The sequence below is a fragment of the Bradyrhizobium tropiciagri genome, from assembly GCF_018130505.1.
GTDB lineage: Bacteria > Pseudomonadota > Alphaproteobacteria > Rhizobiales > Xanthobacteraceae > Bradyrhizobium > Bradyrhizobium tropiciagri_B.
The window spans coordinates 529,119-547,480 of record NZ_JAFCKH010000001.1; the positions used below are offsets into that span (position 1 = coordinate 529,119).

General features: G+C 66.5%; 17 protein-coding genes. 9 read left to right on the top strand and 8 right to left on the bottom strand.

Features of this window, described 5'->3' with window-relative positions; translation table 11 throughout:
* Positions 1 to 21 precede the first annotated feature (21 nt).
* Positions 22 to 1,407 carry a TAXI family TRAP transporter solute-binding subunit gene (locus JQ633_RS02410; protein WP_211982756.1) on the bottom strand — a complete coding sequence of 462 codons (1,386 nt, stop codon included), beginning with the start codon at positions 1,405 to 1,407 and terminating at the stop codon, positions 22 to 24.
* Between the two features lie 137 nt (positions 1,408 to 1,544).
* Between JQ633_RS02410 and JQ633_RS02415 the strand changes: the two genes are divergently transcribed.
* From JQ633_RS02415 to JQ633_RS02425, 3 genes are all read left to right on the top strand, one after another.
* The gene (locus JQ633_RS02415) at positions 1,545 to 2,600 is read left to right on the top strand and encodes a glycosyltransferase family 4 protein (protein WP_211981932.1); all 1,056 of its coding nucleotides are present in this window, start codon (positions 1,545 to 1,547) and stop codon (positions 2,598 to 2,600) included.
* Between the two features lie 36 nt (positions 2,601 to 2,636).
* On the top strand, positions 2,637 to 3,320 hold the full coding sequence (locus tag JQ633_RS02420; RefSeq protein ID WP_211981934.1) for a class I SAM-dependent methyltransferase: 684 nt from the start codon (positions 2,637 to 2,639) through the stop codon (positions 3,318 to 3,320).
* A gap of 241 nt (positions 3,321 to 3,561) precedes the next feature.
* Entirely contained in the window at positions 3,562 to 4,182 is a 621-nt protein-coding gene (locus JQ633_RS02425) for a hypothetical protein (protein ID WP_211981936.1), read from the top strand.
* 426 nt (positions 4,183 to 4,608) lie between these two features.
* Here the strand turns inward: JQ633_RS02425 and JQ633_RS02430 are convergent, their stop codons facing one another.
* The gene (locus JQ633_RS02430; RefSeq protein WP_211981938.1) at positions 4,609 to 6,273 is read right to left on the bottom strand and encodes an aminotransferase class III-fold pyridoxal phosphate-dependent enzyme; all 1,665 of its coding nucleotides are present in this window, start codon (positions 6,271 to 6,273) and stop codon (positions 4,609 to 4,611) included.
* A gap of 34 nt (positions 6,274 to 6,307) precedes the next feature.
* Between JQ633_RS02430 and asd the strand changes: the two genes are divergently transcribed.
* A complete protein-coding gene (asd, locus tag JQ633_RS02435) occupies positions 6,308 to 7,174 on the top strand; it encodes an archaetidylserine decarboxylase (RefSeq protein ID WP_211981940.1) in 867 nt (288 codons plus the stop codon).
* Positions 7,175 to 7,328: 154 nt separating this feature from the next.
* A complete protein-coding gene (locus tag JQ633_RS02440) occupies positions 7,329 to 8,267 on the top strand; it encodes an NUDIX hydrolase (RefSeq protein ID WP_211981948.1) in 939 nt (312 codons plus the stop codon).
* On the opposite strand, the gene JQ633_RS02445 is transcribed toward JQ633_RS02440, so the two are convergent.
* A complete protein-coding gene (locus tag JQ633_RS02445) occupies positions 8,268 to 10,088 on the bottom strand; it encodes a winged helix-turn-helix domain-containing protein (protein WP_211981950.1) in 1,821 nt (606 codons plus the stop codon).
* Positions 10,089 to 10,245: 157 nt separating this feature from the next.
* Here JQ633_RS02445 and JQ633_RS02450 point away from each other — a divergent pair, with 157 nt between their 5' ends.
* From JQ633_RS02450 to JQ633_RS02460, 3 genes are read left to right on the top strand one after another with little or no spacing between them, the layout of a single operon-like run.
* The gene (locus JQ633_RS02450) at positions 10,246 to 10,551 is read left to right on the top strand and encodes a nickel-binding protein (RefSeq protein WP_211981952.1); all 306 of its coding nucleotides are present in this window, start codon (positions 10,246 to 10,248) and stop codon (positions 10,549 to 10,551) included.
* Entirely contained in the window at positions 10,548 to 11,048 is a 501-nt protein-coding gene (locus tag JQ633_RS02455; protein WP_211981954.1) for a hypothetical protein, read from the top strand. The genes JQ633_RS02450 and JQ633_RS02455 overlap by 4 nt, the downstream gene beginning before the upstream one ends.
* 55 nt (positions 11,049 to 11,103) lie before the next feature.
* A complete protein-coding gene (locus JQ633_RS02460) occupies positions 11,104 to 11,931 on the top strand; it encodes a class I SAM-dependent methyltransferase (RefSeq protein WP_211981956.1) in 828 nt (275 codons plus the stop codon).
* Here JQ633_RS02460 and JQ633_RS02465 read toward each other — a convergent pair whose 3' ends face one another.
* From JQ633_RS02465 to JQ633_RS02485, 5 genes are all read right to left on the bottom strand, one after another.
* The gene (locus JQ633_RS02465; RefSeq protein ID WP_349631507.1) at positions 11,932 to 13,509 is read right to left on the bottom strand and encodes a FecR domain-containing protein; all 1,578 of its coding nucleotides are present in this window, start codon (positions 13,507 to 13,509) and stop codon (positions 11,932 to 11,934) included.
* A 160-nt stretch (positions 13,510 to 13,669) separates the two neighbouring features.
* Positions 13,670 to 13,990, bottom strand: coding sequence for a hypothetical protein (locus tag JQ633_RS02470; protein WP_249158697.1), 321 nt, complete (start codon positions 13,988 to 13,990; stop codon positions 13,670 to 13,672).
* A 121-nt stretch (positions 13,991 to 14,111) separates the two neighbouring features.
* Positions 14,112 to 14,726 carry an inner membrane-spanning protein YciB gene (locus JQ633_RS02475; RefSeq protein WP_211981962.1) on the bottom strand — a complete coding sequence of 205 codons (615 nt, stop codon included), beginning with the start codon at positions 14,724 to 14,726 and terminating at the stop codon, positions 14,112 to 14,114.
* 22 nt (positions 14,727 to 14,748) lie between these two features.
* Entirely contained in the window at positions 14,749 to 15,555 is an 807-nt protein-coding gene (locus JQ633_RS35505; RefSeq protein WP_211981964.1) for a CPBP family intramembrane glutamic endopeptidase, read from the bottom strand.
* Between the two features lie 231 nt (positions 15,556 to 15,786).
* The gene (locus JQ633_RS02485; RefSeq protein WP_211981966.1) at positions 15,787 to 16,533 is read right to left on the bottom strand and encodes a DUF2147 domain-containing protein; all 747 of its coding nucleotides are present in this window, start codon (positions 16,531 to 16,533) and stop codon (positions 15,787 to 15,789) included.
* Between the two features lie 474 nt (positions 16,534 to 17,007).
* Between JQ633_RS02485 and JQ633_RS02490 the strand changes: the two genes are divergently transcribed.
* Complete coding sequence (locus tag JQ633_RS02490) at positions 17,008 to 18,282, top strand: extensin-like domain-containing protein (protein ID WP_211981968.1); 1,275 nt, start codon at positions 17,008 to 17,010, stop codon at positions 18,280 to 18,282.
* Positions 18,283 to 18,362 lie beyond the last annotated feature (80 nt).

The window sequence follows — 18,362 nt, forward strand, 5'->3', positions numbered from 1 at the left end:
CCCGGGCTCGCTCAACGCTGCCTAGCCGGCGCGCATCCGCGGCAGGCCCGGCCTGTCGCCGCCGAGCACGGCACGGCGATCGGCGACGGCGTGGTGGAATTGCTCCAGCGTCAGACCGATCACCGCGAGGTCGCCTTCCTCGATCGCGCCGTCGTCGTAGCAGTCGAGCGCCTCGCGCAACAGGTCATCCGCTTCGCTCATCATGGCCTCGAGCGCTTCCGGTGTTTCCGCGCCGCGCACCTTCGAGATCAGCGCCAGCAGATTGTCGCGATGCGCGATGTACTGCTCGCGCTCGTCGCGCTTCATGTAGTGACGCAGCCAGGCGATCGCCGAGCCGAGGCCGGACAGCAGCAGGATGCCGCCCCAGATGTAGTCCGAATACTTCTCGAGGAAGGTGCGTTCGTTGCCGTCGATATAGGCTGCCGCGCCCTGGTGCGCCGGCAGCGCGGCATCCTTGTCGGTGTCGGGCTTCTCGATCTTGGACGCCGACGGCACGTCGCGGGCGACCTGCAGGCGCATCGTGAACAATTGCCGGACCAGCGCGCCGACCGTTGCATCGTCGAGCGCGTGCTGCGCGATGAGCAGATGATTGACGCTGACGGTTTCGACCTTGTCCTCCGGACGTGCCGGCGACGACGAGAAGATGCTGCCGGCGATCTCCTCGGACTCATAGAGCGGATGCTTCTGCGCGATCGCCTCGGAGACATCGATCGGCAGGAAGCGCGGCTCGCCGCGCGCCGCCGCGGTTGCCGCGATCGCCTCGGCCGTGATCTTGCTGTCGAGCGGACCCACGGCCATGTAGGCGTCGAGCGAGGGATCGCGCGCAAGCTCGGCGATCTGCTTGACGCTGAACTGGCTGACCGCGACCTTGTCGGGATTGACGCCGGACTCGGTGAGGATCACGCGCAGCAGCGTGACGTTGGCCTGCGTGCTGCCGATCACGCCGACCTTGTGCCCGGCGAGATCGTCGATGCTCTTGACCTTCGACCCCGTGGAGCGCTTGCCCTTGGCGCCGGAGGGCGCCCACAGCACGACGACGTTCTTGCGCAGGATCGCAACCGACTCCGCGCTGGCCGGCAGATTGAGATCGCCGCGCGCCACCGCAAGGTCGACCTTGTTCGCGGCGAACAGCGCGATGCTTTCGGCGGAGCCTTGCGTTGCGACCGGCTTGAGCCGCACCGCGCTGCCGTCATGCGCAAACGCCTGCGCGAAGGCCTGCACGATCTTGACGTCCTCGCTGCCGGCCGGACCGACGGCGATCTGCAACGTCGTCGGACGCAGGAAGAAATAGAGCGCGCCGGCGGCGAGGCCGAACGCGAGCATGCCGGCTGCCAGGATCAGCAGCGAGGAGTTCCGCCGCCTGACCCTGCGCCGTGCAGCGCGGAGAGTGTCGTCCTGCCCTGACATCATACTGTCATGTTATCCGAAAAAGCGGCGCTGTGCCCTGAAAAAGAACCTAACATTTCGATGACGTCATACGTTTGAAACATCCATGTCAGAACGTCGTGCGAGCAGAATCGAATTAACGATTTGGATCTCGTGCAATGCGCATCCTCGTAGCGACTGATGCCTGGCATCCGCAAGTCAACGGTGTCGTCCGGACGCTGACCTCGCTGTCGCGCAGCGCGGCGACGCTCGGCGCGGAGATCGAATTCCTGACGCCGGAGGGTTTCCCCTCGGTCGGCGTGCCGACCTATCCGGGTCTGCGCATGGCGCTGCCGAACCGCCGCGAGATCGCGCGCCGGATCGAGGACGCGGCACCCGAGGCGATCCACATCGCAACCGAGGGGCCGATCGGCTGGGCGGTGCGCGGCTATTGCAAGCGCAACGATCTCGCCTTCACGACCTCCTACACCACGCGCTTCCCGGAATATGTTTCGGTGCGCACGGGTATCCCGGACAGCGTCGGCTATGCCGTGCTGCGCCACTTCCATGCCGCCGCCTCGATGACGATGGTGGCGACCGACTCGCTCAAGGCCGAGCTCGCCGAGCGCGGCTTCCGCAAGCTCGGATTCTGGACCCGCGGCGTCGACACCAGATTGTTCAATCCGGACCAGCCGACGACGCTCGACCTGCCGCGGCCGATCTTCATGACCATGGGCCGCGTCGCGGTGGAGAAGAACCTCGACGCCTTCCTGTCGCTCGACCTGCCGGGCTCCAAGGTGGTGGTCGGCGACGGCCCGCAGAAGGCGGCTCTGGAACAGAAATATCCCGGCGCGATTTTCCTCGGCGAGAAGAAGGGCCAGGATCTGACCTCGCATCTCGCCGCCGCCGACGTCTTCGTGTTCCCGAGCCTCACCGATACCTTCGGCGTGGTGCAACTCGAGGCGCTGGCCTGCGGCACGCCGGTCGCCGCATTCCCGGTCACCGGACCGAAGGACGTCATCGCGGATCATCCGATCGGCGCGATCGACAATGATTTGCGCGCCGCCTGCCTGCGTGCGCTGACGATGTCGCGCGAGACCTGCCGCAACTTCGCGCTGGAGCGCTCCTGGGAAAACAGTGCGCGTCAGTTCATCGGCAATCTGGCCCCGTTGCAGCCGAGCCGCGCGCCGCGGCCCGCCCGCCGCGTCGCCGGCCGGACCGCCGTTCCGAATTAACACCCTCATCGAACGAAAGCAGACGAGAGACCATTTATGGCTGACATCCTCAAGCTGGACGCAAAGCGTTCCTTCGACCGCGAGACGGTCGAGCAGGCCTATGACCGCTGGGCGCCGATCTATGACCTCGTGTTCGGCGGCGTGTTCAGCAAGGGCCGGCAGGCGGCGATCCAGGCCACCAACAAGATCGGCGGCCGCGTGCTCGAAGTCGGCGTCGGCACCGGCATCTCGCTGCCGCTGTACGGCCCGCATGTCCGCATCTTCGGCACCGACATCTCCGAAGCGATGCTGGAGAAGGCCAAGAAGCGCGTCAGCGAATACGGCCTGAAGAATGTCGAGGGGCTCGCCGTGATGGACGCCGAGAAGCTCGAATTTCCCGACAATTCGTTCGACGTGGTGATGGCGCAGTACGTGCTGTCGGCGGTGCCGAATCCGGAAGCCGCGCTCGACGAGTTCGCCCGCGTGGTGCGCCCGGGCGGCGAGCTGATCATCCTGACCCGGGTCAGCGCCGATGCCGGCGTGCGCCGCTTCATCGAGCAGAGGCTGCAGCCAGTGGTCCGCCCGCTCGGCTTCCGCACCGCCGAATTCGCCTGGTCGCGCTACACCAAGTGGCTGGCCGGTGCCCGCGGCATGGAGCTCGCCGAACGCCGCCTGATCCCGCCGCTTGGCCATTTCTCGCTGGTCCGCTTCCGCAAGGCGGACGTCGCCAAGGCCGCCTGAGGGGCGGCCCGGCCCGCCGTCGTAGCTCTCGTGTGAGGCGGCGCACAGCACGCCTCGGACCGGGAAACTACGGTGCCGATCCTCGGTCTCGTCCACCGCGAAAGCGCGTGCCGGACGAGGCGGGGTCACTCTCCGGTTGCGTCAACGCGTCGCTCCACATCATTATATGTCATTATGATGATGTCACACACGCTACATCGAATCCCTGTAATCCTTGTTCCGACAGATGTTGGGGGAACCAATGATCAAGAACTTCCTGCAAGAGCTGCGTACCCAGCGCTGGGATGACCATCGCTACTATCATCACAGCCGGATCAACCAGAGCCTGCACTTCGTCAGCGCGCTGAGCTTCGTGTTCGCCTATGTGATGCTGTTCTTCGATCCGGTCGTGTCGGCGCTGGTCGGCTGGCTGGTCTCGATGACCTCGCGCCAGGCCGGTCACTTCTTCTTCGAGCCGAAGGGCTACGACCACGTCAACCACGCGACCCACGAGCACAAGGAAGACATCAAGGTCGGCTACAACCTGCAGCGCAAGGTCGTGCTGATGGCGATCTGGGCGCTGTCGCCGATGGTGCTGTACTTCGATCCGACCTTGTTCGGCCTGTTCAAGCCCTGGGTCACGATGGGCGACTTCACCCGCCAGGTGGCCAAGATCTGGCTGTTTGTCGGCGTCGGCGGCCTCTTGTTCCGCACCATCCACCTGTTCTTCATCCGCGACGTCGAGACCGGCCTCGTCTGGATGACCAAGATCATCACCGACCCGTTCCACGATCTGAAGCTCTATCACAAGGCGCCGCTGTTCCTGATGAAGGGCGAGCTGATCGACCCGGGTCTTGAGAAGCACGTCAAGCACGCTGCCTGATCGTTGATCCCCAACCTCTTTCGAATTGCGTCATGCCCGGGCTCGTCCCGGGCATCTACGTCTTAGGGCATCGTCTTGGGCTTGGTCTTGGACACGGTCATTCCGGGGCGCTCGCGGCAGCGGGCGAACCCGGAATCTCGAGATTCCGGGTTCGATGCTGCGCATCGCCCCGGAACGACGGGGCATACGATGGCCGGGAAAGAAAGCAGAGTGAGAGAACGCGGCTGCTTCTCTTCACCTCGCCCCGCTTGCGGGGAGAGGTCGGATCGCATCGTAAGATGCGATCCGGGTGAGGGGGGCTCACCGCGAGTCCGTCTGCTACCAAATTTGTGGAGAGAGCCCCTCACCCCAACCCTCTCAGTGCGAGCTTCGCTCGTCGCGGCCCCGCAAGAGCGGGGCGAGGGGGGGATAGAGCGGGGGCTGGCCTCAGCGCTTGAACTTCGCCGCGGCCATCTCCTTGAGGATCTGCCGCTTGATGTTCTGGTTGGTGAGGCCTTCCTTGTGCCACCACCAGCCGTCGCGCTTCATCTTTTCGGACGCCGCGACGAAGCGGTCGGCGACCTCGGTGAAATCTGCGTCGCTGTAGTTGAGGGTGAAGATCAGGCGGCCGGTGCCGACCCAGCTCAGCGCCAGGCCCTCGGCGCGCAGATAGTATTGCAGCATCCAGTTATAGCGGGACGGCTCGGTGTAATAGACCGTCCAGATCGAGGAGAGGTTGCCGACGCGCACTGGCAGGCCCTGCGCCGCGAGGCGGTCGTTGAGCGCCTTGGCGCGGCCGTTCCAGGTCTCGTCCAGCCCGTTGTAGATCGAGCGGAAATTGGGGCTGGCGAGCCGGCTCAGGAACTCGTCCATCGACGTCATGACGTAGGGATGCGAGTTGAAGGTGCCGCGGGCGAAGCAGACGTCCGCCGGGCGGTCGTCGCGGAAGCGCCGCATCAGGTCCTTGCGGCCGCAGACCACGCCGATCGGCAGGCCGCCGGCGAGGCTCTTGCCGTAGGTCACCATGTCGGCCTTGACGCCGAAATACTCCTGGGCGCCGCCGGCGGCGAGGCGGAAGCCGACGAACACCTCGTCGAAGATCAGCACGATGCCGCGCTCGGTGCAGACCTCGCGCAGCTGCTTCAGCCATTCGGTGTAGGCGGCGCGGTCGAATTTCGAGGAGCGCGAGGAATCGACCAGCGCGGAATCGCCGGGCGCGTTGGAATTCGGATGCAGCGCCTGCAGCGGATTGACCAGCACGCAGGCGATGTCCTTGCGGGTGCGCAGCACGTGCAGCGTCTTCTCGGACATTTCGGCGAGGGTGAAGGTCTCGTGCGGCGACACCGGGTTGCCGACGCCCGGCTGCACGTCACCCCACCAGCCGTGATAGGAGCCGGCGAAACGGACCAGGCGCTTGCGCTTGGTATGGTAGCGCGCGAGCCGCACCGCCTGCATCACGGCCTCGGTGCCGGACATGTGGAACGAGACCTCGTCGAGGCCGGAGATCTCGCACAGCCGCTTCACATTGTCGGCAATGACCGGGTGGTAGGGACCGAGCACCGGACCCAGCGCATTGGCGCGCTTCTCACCCTCGGCGATGCACTCCTTGTAGAAGTCGTTGCCGAAGATGTTGACGCCGTAGGAGCCGGTCAGGTCGTAGGAGACGTTGCCGTCGACGTCGGTGACGGTGACGCCGCTGGAAGCCTGCATGAACGCCGAGGTGGCGAGATGCTCGCGCACCAGGCGGCTGTACTGGAACGGCACCCGGTAGGTTTCGGTGAACTGCAGGTCGGAGATGTGATCCGCGACCTCGGCCGTCAGCGCGCGACCCTTGGGGTAGCGCTCGCCGTAGATGCCGGCGAGGCGGAAGAAGCCGTCCTGGCGCTGCATCGCGACCTCGGTCGGCGCCCCGTCCGAGCGGAAGAACTCGTCGATGTCGAATTCGTATTTCGGCACCATGCGCGCCACCATCTTGGACATCTTGGAATGTCCGGCGAGCGAGCGGTGCTTGGCCCGCGACAGCGCGATGCGGGCCTGAATTTTGGGGAAGGCTGCGGCGGCGCCGGCGAGCGCGGCGGCGGACAGCGAGAGAATCGGAAGGGATGTTTCCATGACAGAAGCGCTAGCCTCGGCACCTAACAGATTCATGACAGTCAAGGGCCTGATCTCGGCATTCACCCAGCAGGAAGACCTCAATTTCCTGCTCACCAACCGGATTCCGCGGGCGGCCCTGACCCGGTTCATGGGCTGGTTCTCCAAGGTCGAGAACCCGCTGGTGCGCGACGCCTCGATCGCCTGCTGGAAGCTGTTCTCCGACCTCGATCTGTCGGAAGCCAAAAAGACCGAATTCAAAAGCCTGCACGACTGCTTCACCCGCGAGCTGAAGCCCGGCCTGCGCCCGGCGGCGGCCGATCCCGCCATCATCGCCAGCCCCTCGGACGCGATCATCGGCGCGCATGGCGCCATCGAGGACGGCCAGTTGTTCCAGGTCAAGGGCGCGCCCTATTCGCTGCTCGACCTGCTCGGCGACCCGGCACTGGTCGAGCAGCACAAGAACGGCCGCTTCGTCACGCTGCGGCTGACGTCGAGCATGTATCACCGCTTCCATGCGCCGTACGACCTTGCCATCGACAAGGTCACGTTCATTCACGGCGATGTCTGGAACGTCAATCCGATCGCGCTGAAGCGGATCGAGCGGCTGTTCTGCAAGAACGAGCGCGCAGTGTTGCGGGCGAAGCTTCCGACCGGCGAGGCGCTGACGCTGGTTCCGGTCGCGGCTATCCTGGTGGCGAGTCTCCGTCTGCATTTCCTCGACGTCACGCTGAACGCGCAGTCGCGGGGACCGGTGGATTTCCCCTGCGATGCGAAAGTGAAGAAGGGCGATGAACTCGGCTGGTTCGAGCACGGCTCGACCATCATCGTGCTGGCGCCCGGCAATTTCGAGTTCTGCGACAATGTCGCGGAGGGAACGCGGATCAAATGCGGCGAGCCGCTGTTGCGCAGGCCGATGTAGTCTTGCTCATTTCGTTGCCGCATTGTTGCGCATGATCGGCGCGGAAATGTTTGCATTTGCCGCGAGGAAACCGGTTTCCACTTTTCCGTTTCATGCTTAAGATGGTTGGGATCGTCGGGCGACGATCCCAAATCGCAAACCTGATGGATACGAGATGGCGCGAACGCCTGTGATGGCGGCGGGGGGCATTGTGCTGCGGCGGGAAGTACCGCCGCGGTTTGCCGTCGTGCGCCTGCGCAAGCGCAACGAGTGGGTGCTGCCGAAAGGCAAGCTCGATGACGGCGAGACGCCGCGCGCCGCCGCCGAACGCGAGGTGCTGGAGGAAACCGGTCACGCCGTCGACGTGCACGAGTTCATCGGCACGCTGGTCTATGAATCCGGCGGCCGTTCCAAGGTGGTGCACTATTGGCGCATGGATGCCGGCGGCAAGCCGGTGCGCGAGCTGATGAGCGACATCCGGGAGGTCGACTGGCTGCCGCTCGACCAGGCGCTCGAGCGCCTGTCGCGCGGCTATGAGCGTGCGTTCCTGGAAAATGTCGGACCGATCGCGCTGCAGGCAGCAGCTCACGCCGAGCGCGAGCGGCGCGCGCGGCTGCGGGCTGCAGCCGCCGAGCGGCGCAAGAGCCGCCTTGCTGCGCAGGCGCCCGGCGTCGAGCAGGCACCGGTTGTCGAGGCGCCGGCGATCAAGCAGGCGCCCGACATCGCTGGAATGCCCGAGGTTGCTGCAGCGCCCGAGGCTGCAGCAGAGCCCGACATCGCGGAAGAAGCCGAGGTCGCGGATCCGCCGATGGTCGAGGTCGACCCGCCGGCGGCCGAAGTGCCCGCGGTCGCAGAGGCGCCGGTTGTGCCGCGGAGCGCACCTGACGTGCCGATCACGGCGCCGCAGGAGATCACGGTCGAAGCACGCGAAGTGGTCGAGAGCAGGGACGCCGAGAGCAAGGACGTCGAGAGCGAGCCGGTCGCCGTCACGCCTGCGCCGGAAGCTGCGGCGTCCTTTGCACCCGAGATCGAACCGGCCGGCGCGGAGGCGCAGCCCATGCTGCGCAAGAATCTGCTCGAGCGGGTGCGGGACTGGCTGCGCCGCGCGGCCTGATCAGCCGCACGAGCGCTTGCGCTGGGCGGCGAGAGCGTGTCCGCCTGCGGACCAATCGATGTCGCGTTGCAGGGCGACGCAATCGGCTGCAAGCTTGCGGGAGCCGATCTCGCCTGCAATGCGCCGGGCCGCATGCACCTCGGCCGCTGCGCCGCGGATGTCGCCGCATTCAAACTCCAGCCGCGCGATCTGCAGCCGCAGCCGCACGGCCTGAACCCGGCCGTCGATGCTGGACCACAGCTGGCGGGCGAGATGCAGGTGACGCATCGCGGCCTCGTGATCCTGCCGGCCGAGCGCAAGGATCGCCTGCGCCTCGTTGGTGAGCGCGCGGATCGAGGGCATCGGCCAGCGATCCGGACTTCCGGACAGCTCCCTGATCAAGGCTTCCGCCTGCTCGTTGCGGCGGGTGTGGGCCGCGACCAGCGCCAGATGCGCCAGCAGGATGCCGCGCCGCTGCAGCGTCCACCAGTTCTTGCCGATCAGGCTGCGCTCGAGGCCGGCATAGGCCGCCTCGGCTTCACCCCGCGCCAGCAGCAGCATCGCGCGGCCCGGCTCGGGACACCAGCCCAGCGCATACGCCCTGTCATAGGCTTCGAGCGCCACGTCGTCATTGCCGATGGCAGACTGGATATCGCCCAGCACACGGTTGGCATCGCCGATCGACCATGGCGCATCGCTGGTGAGCCGGGTCAACGCGTCCTGAATACGGTGCAGCGCCTCGTCGAGTGAGCCGCGGATGCCGAGCACCTCGGAGCGGTGCAGTTGGCACGATCCGGTCAGCTCCATGCCGCTGGCCGAGCAGAAGCTTTGATAGGTGCGCGTCCACTGCTCGGCGCGCGCCCAGTCGCCGAACATGCGGGACGTCCACAGCACGTTGCAATAGAGGATGCCGCCCATGACCGGGTCCAGCGCATTGCCGGAGAGCGCGAGTGCCGCGGCGTGGTCCTGATCGGCCAGCCCGCCGCGCGTGTCGCCGAGGCACAGCCGGTAGAAGCCGCGAAAGGCGAGACTGAGCGCCTCGATGCCGACGACGTCCTTGTGCCGGACCGCGGTGTAGGCGGCCTCGGCCAATGCCAGCGCCTGCTCCGGCTCGCCGTCGAACGCAGCGAGCTTCGACTTCATCCACAACACCAGCGCCGTCGTCGGCGGATCGTCGATCTCGGATGCCCAGTCCTCCGCGCGGGCCAGCCAGCCCTTGCCGATCGCGGCCTGGCCGCTCTCGAAGTGCAATCCCGAAAGCGTGATCGCATCGAGCGCGGCGCCGGCAGCATCGCCCGCCTTGGCGCGGGCGCTGATGGCGCGAACCAGAATCGGAACGGCCGCGGTGGGCCTGCCGACGCATTGCAGCGCCAGCGCCCAATCGTGCAGATCTTCGGCGGTGAGCGCGCCGTCTTCATGCGCGCTCTCGAACAGGCTGGCAGCCTGCAGCCACAATTTCCCGGCGATGGCGTGCCGGGCGAGCCCGATCGCGCCGCCGGTTTCGGTGAGCTTGTTGTCGGCGGCGTGCACCCGCTGTCCGGTCTCGGCATCGGGGCTGAAGCGATAACCCTTGCCCGGCAGATTCCTGATCGCATGCGCCATGCCGCCCTTGCGCAGCACGGCGCGGAGCGCGCTCACGGCGCGTTGAAGCGAATTGTCGGTGACGGTGACGTCGGGCCAGATCGCTTCCAGCAGTTCGTCCTTGGAGACGACACGGCCGCGATGATGGACGAGATAAACCAGGAGATCGAACACGCGCGGCTGCAAAGCAACCTCTTGCCGCGCGCACAACACGACGCGGCCCGCTTCGTCAAGCTCGAACGGTCCAAAGGCGAAGGCCATGTCGTTGTGTCAGGTCTTCGCGCGAAAAGGTTCAGGCAAAGATCAGACAATGATCAGTCCGCGGTAAGGACAGCGGGCATCGACCGCGCCTATAGCTCATCATGGCTCGCACTCATCGCAAGCTGACCGTTCAACAGTTCGTCATCAGGAGAATCCAATGGAACTCTATGTCATCCGCCGTCCCAGCGCGTGGGCCAACATGGCCGAGCTGCAGGCCGCCGGTGCGACCTCCGCGAAGATCGGCAACGAGCAGATGTCTGATCGCGTGCGCTGGATCCGCAGCTACGTGGTGCATGAGGCAGATGGTCGCATTGGCACGTTCTGCATATACGAGGCGCGTGACGGCGACTCGATCCGCGAGCATGCTCGCCGCGTCGGCATGCCCGGTGAGGAATTCTACAAGGTCGCGACCACAGTCGTCGTGCGTGACGATCCGGTCGAACCGCCCATTGCCGCCGAGTGACGCTTTGCGAAGCGTCGGATGGCGCATCCCGGTCCAGATATTGTCCGGCACGCCATCGTTATTTTTCGATCAAGGAAACGATGATGTTCTTTTCATTCAAGGAGCCAGTATCAGGCCCGGTGCAGAAGTCTTTCTCCATTTTCCTGTCGCGCTTCCGGCGGATCGTCAATGTGTCGGTCGCTCGAATGCTCGCAGCGCGCGAGCGGCAGGTCAGCCGCTTCATGCTGCGCAGGTTCGGCGGCCGGCCGTTGACGAATGCCGACATCCGCCGTTCGCAACTGATCGCGCGACGCGCGCTGTTCGCCCTCGTGGTCGCGGGCTTGTCCGCGCCGGTGTTCACGAGGGCGGAGGGGCTGATCGTTCGCGAGCATCATGGCGCGCAAGCGCAGCGCGCGGTCGCTCAGCAATTGGACCGGCATCGCTGCCGCCATCGCTCGCAATGGAGCCTCGTGGTCGCGTCTGCGATCCCGGCCGTCCTCGACCAGCGCACGCAATAGCCCGCAGCACATTATCTGAAATGTATTTCATCACGACACTCAACGGAGAGTTTCAATGAACGTCCAGACCGAAACGCCCGCCGTCGATCTTGCCGCCCTGAAGGCACGCCAGCAGGCGACATGGAGCTCGGGCGACTACGCCATCGTCGGCACCACGCTGCAGATCGTCGGCGAAATGCTGTGCGAGGCGGTCGACCTGCGCAGCAATCAGCGCGTGCTCGACGTCGCCGCCGGCAACGGCAATGCGACGCTCGCCGCGGCGCGGCGCTTTGCCGATGTGGTCTCGACCGATTATGTCGGCGCGCTGCTCGAGCGCGGCCGCGAGCGCGCGGCGGCCGAGCGCCTGCCGGTGACGTTCCAGGAAGCCGATGCGGAGAAGCTGCCCTTTGCGGACCAGAGTTTCGACGTCGTGCTGTCGACGTTCGGCGTCATGTTCACCGCCGACCACCAGCAGGCGGCGAACGAGTTGCGTCGGGTCTGCCGCGTCGGCGGCAAGATCGGCCTCGCCTGCTGGACGCCCGAGGGCTTCATCGGCCAGCTGTTCAAGACCATCGGCAAATATGTCCCGCCGGCGCCGGGCGCGAAGTCGCCCGCGCTGTGGGGAACCGAGGCGCAGCTCGAAACCATGTTCGGCCCGAACATGGCGATCGATGCCAAGCGCAGGCACTTCACCTTCCGCTACAAGTCGCGCGAACATTTCCTCGAGATCTTCCGCACCTATTACGGTCCAGTGCTGAAGGCGTTCGGCGCGATCGACGCCGCCAAGCAGCAGTCGCTCGCCGGCGACATGTTCGGTCTCATCGACAAGTTCAACAGCGCGACCGACGGCACGCTGGTGATCGCCGGCGAATATCTCGAGACCGTCATCACCAGGCGCAGCTGATTACTGACGCTGGTCCTTGCGCTCCGGTTTCGCGGGTCGCGCTGGCGGCGGGCGTCGCTGCTGCTGCGGCGCCACGCCGGGGCGTGGCTGTGTGCCCGGCCGCAGCAGGCCGGGCAAGCGGCCACCCGGCAGCGCCTGCTGCAAGCCCGGCCGGATCTGGCCCGGCACTGACGGCACCATACCTTGCCGCGGATAACCCGGCTGGATCGGTTGCTGCGTTGGCGGCCTCAGGCCAGGCTGCGCAGGGCGTCCCGGCTGCAGGCCGCCTTGACGCGCGGGTAGCTGTTGCCCGCCCTGCTGTGGCGCGCTGCCTTGCCGCCCCAAATCCTGGCGTCCCGGACTCTGCTGTCCGCCGGCCGGCGCACTGCCTTGGCGCGCCGGCTGTTGTCCAGCCGGGGTTTGTCCGCCGGGTGTGCGAGGCAGTGCCGCGCCGCCGGGCTGGCCGGGCAGGGCGTGGCCTGCCGCGCCCTGCTGCTGGTTGCCCGGCTGCTGCGAGCCCTGCCGGCCCGGCGCGCCCGGCCGCTGCTGCGGCTGGCCGGGACGGTTCTGCTGGCCGGGCTGCTGCTGCAACTGGCCCGGACGGTTCTGCTGACCCGGCTGGCCGGGCGCATTGCGGTTCTGGCCCGGCTGGCCGTTCGGCCGCAACTGGTTCGGCTGCAACGGCTGGCCGCGGTTCGGATACGGCGCGGCCGGATTGCCGCGGCGGAAATCGGGATTGGCGCGGCGGAAGTCGCGCTGCTCGTTCACCACCTGGCGGCCGACGAACTGCGCCGAGTGCACCTGGCGGACGAAGCCGCGATCGCGCGCCACCTGCTGCGCCGAGATCGTCAGCGGCACCGCGGCGAAGCGCGCGCCGCCGATGCCGGGACGAATCGCAAAACCGCTCGCCGCGCGCGTCAGCACGCCGAGCGATGCGCCGCCGCGGTCGTTCACCTCGATGCGGCCGACATGGCCGTCCTCGTCGGGATAGAGCTTGATGCCGACATTGTTGCTGGTCGCGGTCGCGCCTTCCGGCACCTCGACGAGGCCGGTGGTGCCGCGGATGCCGAGCGTTGCGGTCGGCGTCGAGATCTTCATGTCGCCGGTCTTGGCGACGGCAGCGGCGACGAAGGCCGCCGTTCCCCGAGCGACGTCGAACAGCGCGTTGTTCTGCTTGCCGCCGTCCTCGTAGACGTAGCTGTCGATCGTAATTCTGGTCGTGGCCCGCAGGTTGAACGTGGTGCCGTCGTTGAAGGTGATGCCGAGCGAGGAGGTGGCCGCGGTCGCGACCTCGTCATTGGCAAAGATGTCGTCGCGGATCTGCAGCGGGGTCGTGGCGTTGTTGCGCTTGACGGTGGCGGTGCCCGTCAGCGTCGCGACGTTGCCGATCGGCTCGGGCGTGGCGGCTTGCGGACTTGCGGCCGGCGCCGGTGTTGCCACAGGCGCGGGCGTCGCGCTCGGAGCCGGGGCGGGCGCCGGCGTTGCTGCCGGCTGCGCTTGTGCGAATGTCGTCAAGTCGGGAGCCGCGACAGCTTGCGCGTGCCAGCCGGTCATGGCGCCGACACCGAGCAGAAGCGCGAAAGACAGCCTGCGCCACATCAGCATGGATTCCCGGGAAGCATTCGGACGGAAACGCAATTGAGCCGTGTCAGGCTGAATGCTCAATGAATGGTCCCGCCTTGTTGTCATGGCAGGCCGAAACGATCAAGCGCCGCGCTCCGCCGGGGAGCACGGTGCCGATCCGATATTGCGGGAATCCTCAGCCGCGCTTGTGCGGGGTGATTGCGAGCGGCTTGCCCGGCTTGGCGGCGGGCGAATAGCTGGCGGGCTGCGCCGCCGGCGGCACGTAGTGGAACACCGCCTTGCAGCCGTCGCTGAGCTGCGCGCGCTGGCGCACCATGCAGGCGGTGACGCGATCGACGTCAGGAATTTCCGCGCTGCACAGCCGCATCGCATCGCCGGTGCACATCTGCTGCTGCTCGTCGGTGTAGGCGTAGGACGCCGTGGTCAACAGACCCAGCGTGAAGGCGGTCGCAGCGAGCAGCTTGCCGTGACGAATTGCGGATGCGGTGAAAGCCATGATGTCCCCCTTGTGTTCGCGCCGAGCGGCGCGTTGCCGGATGCGATCACTAGGGGCGCTTCGTTTCCGCAATTCTTCGTCGCGGCGCCAAAATGGTTTCGTCGGACGCCGGTTTGTTTCGTTAACCAGTCGCCGAGGCGGCCCCGCGGTCGAGCGCCAACACGGCCTCGCGCTCCGCCTCGGGCATGGCACGGACGCGCCGTCGCGCAATCAGGCGCATGACGACAAACCCGCCGACGAACACCACGACCTTGCTGACGATGCCGTAGATCGGCATCACCACCGCCCATGTCGTGACCTCGCAGGTCAGCGCGACGAACGCGTTCACCGCGGCGGAGACGAACATCAGACCGGCCCAGGCGTAGCCGACTATGATTGCGACATCGGGCACGACGGTCTGTGCGATCGGCGGCAGATAGCGGTTCAGCCAGCCGCGCTTGAGCATCACGCAGCCGACGATCGCGTAGATCACGCTCGGCTTGAACAGCACGAAGCGCGGGTCATGGGTCAGCAAGGTCGCGGTGCCGGCGGTGACGACCAGAAACAGGCTCAGCCATTCCATGGTGTCGATGCGCTTGCCGCGGGCGAACTGGATGCCGATCTGCGCGACGCCAAAGGCGATGCCGACGCCGACCGCGAGCGCCGTGTTGTGGGTCAGCAGGAACAGCACGAGAAAGACCAGCGTCGATGCCAGGTCGAGCACGAGCAGCCGGGCCGCTTCCAGGAAATGCTTCATCGCTCGGTAAGCTCCGTGTCCTCTAGGAGATGTACCCGGGGAGCAACCCGGGCGCAAACCGGTTGATCAAAGGCAGGATCAGAAATGGTTGCGCATTGAACAGCACATGGGTGAGCCACGCCGGCGTGAGCGAGTTGTAGCGCAGGCGCAGCGCGAACAGGATGGCGCCGAGGGCGGTCATGACGACGCTCCAGACCAGGCCGAGCGGGATGATGTGGTTGGCGCCGAAGATCAGGCTGCCCACCAGCCAGATCGTGGCATCGTTCCAGCCGACGCGGCGCAGCCAGGCCACCAGCAGACCGCGATAGAGAATTTCCTCGGACAGCGGCGCCGTGACCACGAACAGCAGCAGGTAGATCGCGGTCATATACGGGCTGTGGAAATTGATCCGGGCGCCCGGACCGGCGCCACCGGTGACATGCGACAGCCAATGCGTCGCAACCGGGGCGCCGTAGAGCGCGACCAGGAATCCGACGAGGCTCGCGGCGGTCGCCGGCCATGTCAGCCGGCGGAACAGAAACACCTCGCGATGCAGACCCCGTCGCTGCGACCAGCGCCAGGCCGCAGCGACCGCGATGCAGCTGCTGATCACGAAGGCCAGCATCCCGATCGGCTGCATCTCCCGCCATGCCGGGACATAGGGGATGCCGCCGAGCGCACGTGTCCAGCTTGCATATGCCAGGACGCCCAATGTGGTCAGCATGACCGCCAACCCGACCGGCGCCAGCACGATCACGAGAACGATGATGCCCTCGCGCCAGCCGCCGCTGGCTACAGCCGCCGAGTGCGCTGTGGTCCGGATCGAACCGTCGGCTGCCACCTTGCTCACTCGCGATGCACCGCCGTGTAGCGCAGCAGCAGCACCGCGCACACCACCAGGAACAGTCCGACCACCGCGCCGCGGAGGCCGAGATCAAGTGCCGTCAACGCCATCGCAAGCCGCCCCGCAGGTTCAACTCAACCTCGATCGTGCGGCCATCATACCGTCCTGGGCGACCGGCTTGAAGCGCTCTGCCGGTCTCCCACTAAAAACTGCAAACCACCCCATGCGAAGTAGCGCCTAGCTGACCCGCTTCCAGGTCTGGCCGCCGCAGAACATGCCGCCGAAGGCGCAGCCCTGCACGCGCATCGCATTCGGGCCCTTCATCGCGATGGTCGAGTCGTAGTTGCGGCCGGAGTCGGGATCGTGGATGCGGCCGCTCCACGTGCTGCCCTCAAGCTTCATGTTGATCAGGATCCGCTCGCCGCTCTTCTCGGCATAGCCGCACAGATTGGCGCCGCACGGCTCGACGCGGACATTGCCCTTGTTCTCTTCGGTGGCCCAGACGCCGATCGGTCCGGTCGGCGCGGGCGCCGGCGCTGCCGCGACGGGAGCAGGCTGCGGCGCGGGCCGCGCGGCGACCGGGGCCGGTGCGCTGGGAGCGGACTCGGCCGGCGCGGCAGTTGCCGTCGCGACTGTCGTCGCAGGAGCAGGGGGAGCAGGCGGCGGCGTGACAGTGGTCGCGGCCGGCTGCGGCCGTGGTGCGGCCTGAACCGGTGCGGGGGAAGGCGCGGGAGGCGGCGGCGCGGTCGGCGAGATATCTTCGTCGTCGTCATCCCCCTGCGAGCCGAGGCCCTTGAGGTTGATATTGCCGAGCGTACCGTTGTAGCCCGGCGCCGAGATGCGGATGCAGGACAGCGCGTTGCAATTGCGCGGCGCCTCGACACGGATGCGCTGGCCGTCGATCTGCAGGGTGATGCCGGCGCCGCCGGCCTGGGCAGCACTGGTGGTCATCAGCAGCGCGGCGATCAAAACGAGCTTCCTCATCGGGGCCTCCTGCGTTGGAGCGGGTGAAGCGGTCTGGCCCGAAGCTACGCGTGATCGTTGGAGCCCTCTGTGATCCATGTCACGGAGAGGCAATGGGTCGGATGCGCGCGGTTTCCGAAAAACAAAACGCCCGGCGGGGACGGCCGCCGGGCGCGAAACTCTGGACTTCGTCCGATCTAGAATACGCCGAGAATGATGGCGCCGACGAAGGCTAACGCGATGTACGCGGCCACAATGCTCAGCTTGCTCAGCAGAGGACTCGCGAAATCCATTGGGTAGCTCCCTGGTTCACAACGCTGCCCGCATTAACTACCGAAGCTAGCAACTCGTTCCGGCGCGAAAAAGTCAGCCCTGCTGTCCGGCTGACCTACGCGGCGTGTTCCGGTGCTCTTTCCGGGTTCCATCGCATGGTTAAAGAGACGTGAAATCAATGCGTTGAAGAGTCTTTAAATAAATTCGAAGAACCTGCGCGCCATGACGCGTGGAGTTCGTTTGTATCTCGTCGGCTCCCTTGTCCTTGTTTCGCTTTCTGGTTGCGGCCGTGGTCTGTTTCAGACCGCCGAGCGCGAGCCGTGGCGGGCCGAGGCCGAGGCCGCTTGTCTGAAATCCGGCGCGGTCAAGGAAGGTCCTGACCTCGTCCGAATCGATCCGATCTCCGGGCCGGGAGTGTGCGGCGCGGAGTTTCCGCTCAAAGTCGCGGCGCTCGGGGAGGCCAGTTCGGCCTACGGGTTTGCCGACGATCTGCGTCCGCCGGCGCCGATCGGCAACCAGCCGCGCTGGCCGATCAACCAGCAGCCGAGTCCGCCGTCCGCGCCGTATTCCAATCAAGCCGGGAGCCAGCCGGGCTACGGCAGCCAGCCGAACTACGGCGGTCAGCCAGGTTACGGCAGTCAGCCGAACTATGGCGGTCAGCCGAGTTATGGCAGCCGGCAGACCGGACCGATCTCGCTGACTGCGCCTGGCGTTGCGCCCCAGCAGGACGAGATTGACCTGCCGCCCGAAGGCACGCCGGGCGCAGCGGCAGAGAAGCCTTATTATCCCGGCCTGCATTCCAACCCTCAGCGCGACAGCGCCGCGCCTTATTCGCCGGCACCGTATTCGCAGCAGCCCGACGCGGCGCCGCCGCGGCTCGGCCCGTCGCGCGGTGAACCGGTGATGTCGGTCGGTCCCGTCGCGGTGAAGCCGGCGGCGACGCTGGCGTGCCCGATCGTCTCGATGCTCGAGCGCTGGCTCGCCGATTCGGTGCAGCCTGCGGCGCAGCGCTGGTTCGGCACACGGGTGGTCGAGATCAAGCAGATCTCGGCCTATTCCTGCCGCGGCATGAACGGCAACTCGCGCGCGCATATTTCCGAACACGCCTTCGGCAACGCGCTCGACATCGCCGCCTTCACGCTCGCCGACGGCCGCCGCATTTCGGTGAAGGACGGCTGGCGCGGCCTTCCCGAGGAGCAGGGCTTCCTGCGCGACGTCCAGGGCGCCGCCTGTCAGCACTTCAACACGGTGCTGGCGCCGGGCTCCAACGTCTATCACTACGACCACATCCATGTGGATCTGATGCGCCGGTCCAGCCGCCGCATCATCTGCCAGCCGGCGGCGGTGTCCGGCGAGGAGGTTGCCGCGCGCGCCGGTGGCCGTAGCCCCTATGCAGCGCGCGAACCTTATGTCACAGGTTCGCTTGGCGGCAGAAAGCCGGTCGCGCCCCGGGGCAAACCCGGGGCCAACGAAGAAGACGACTTCGCGGACGAATAGGGCGCGTCCGACCGCCCCCGTATTTTTACCGGGTGACATCGTGCAAACGGTGGCCACTTTCTTGTTGCATATGCTCTGAA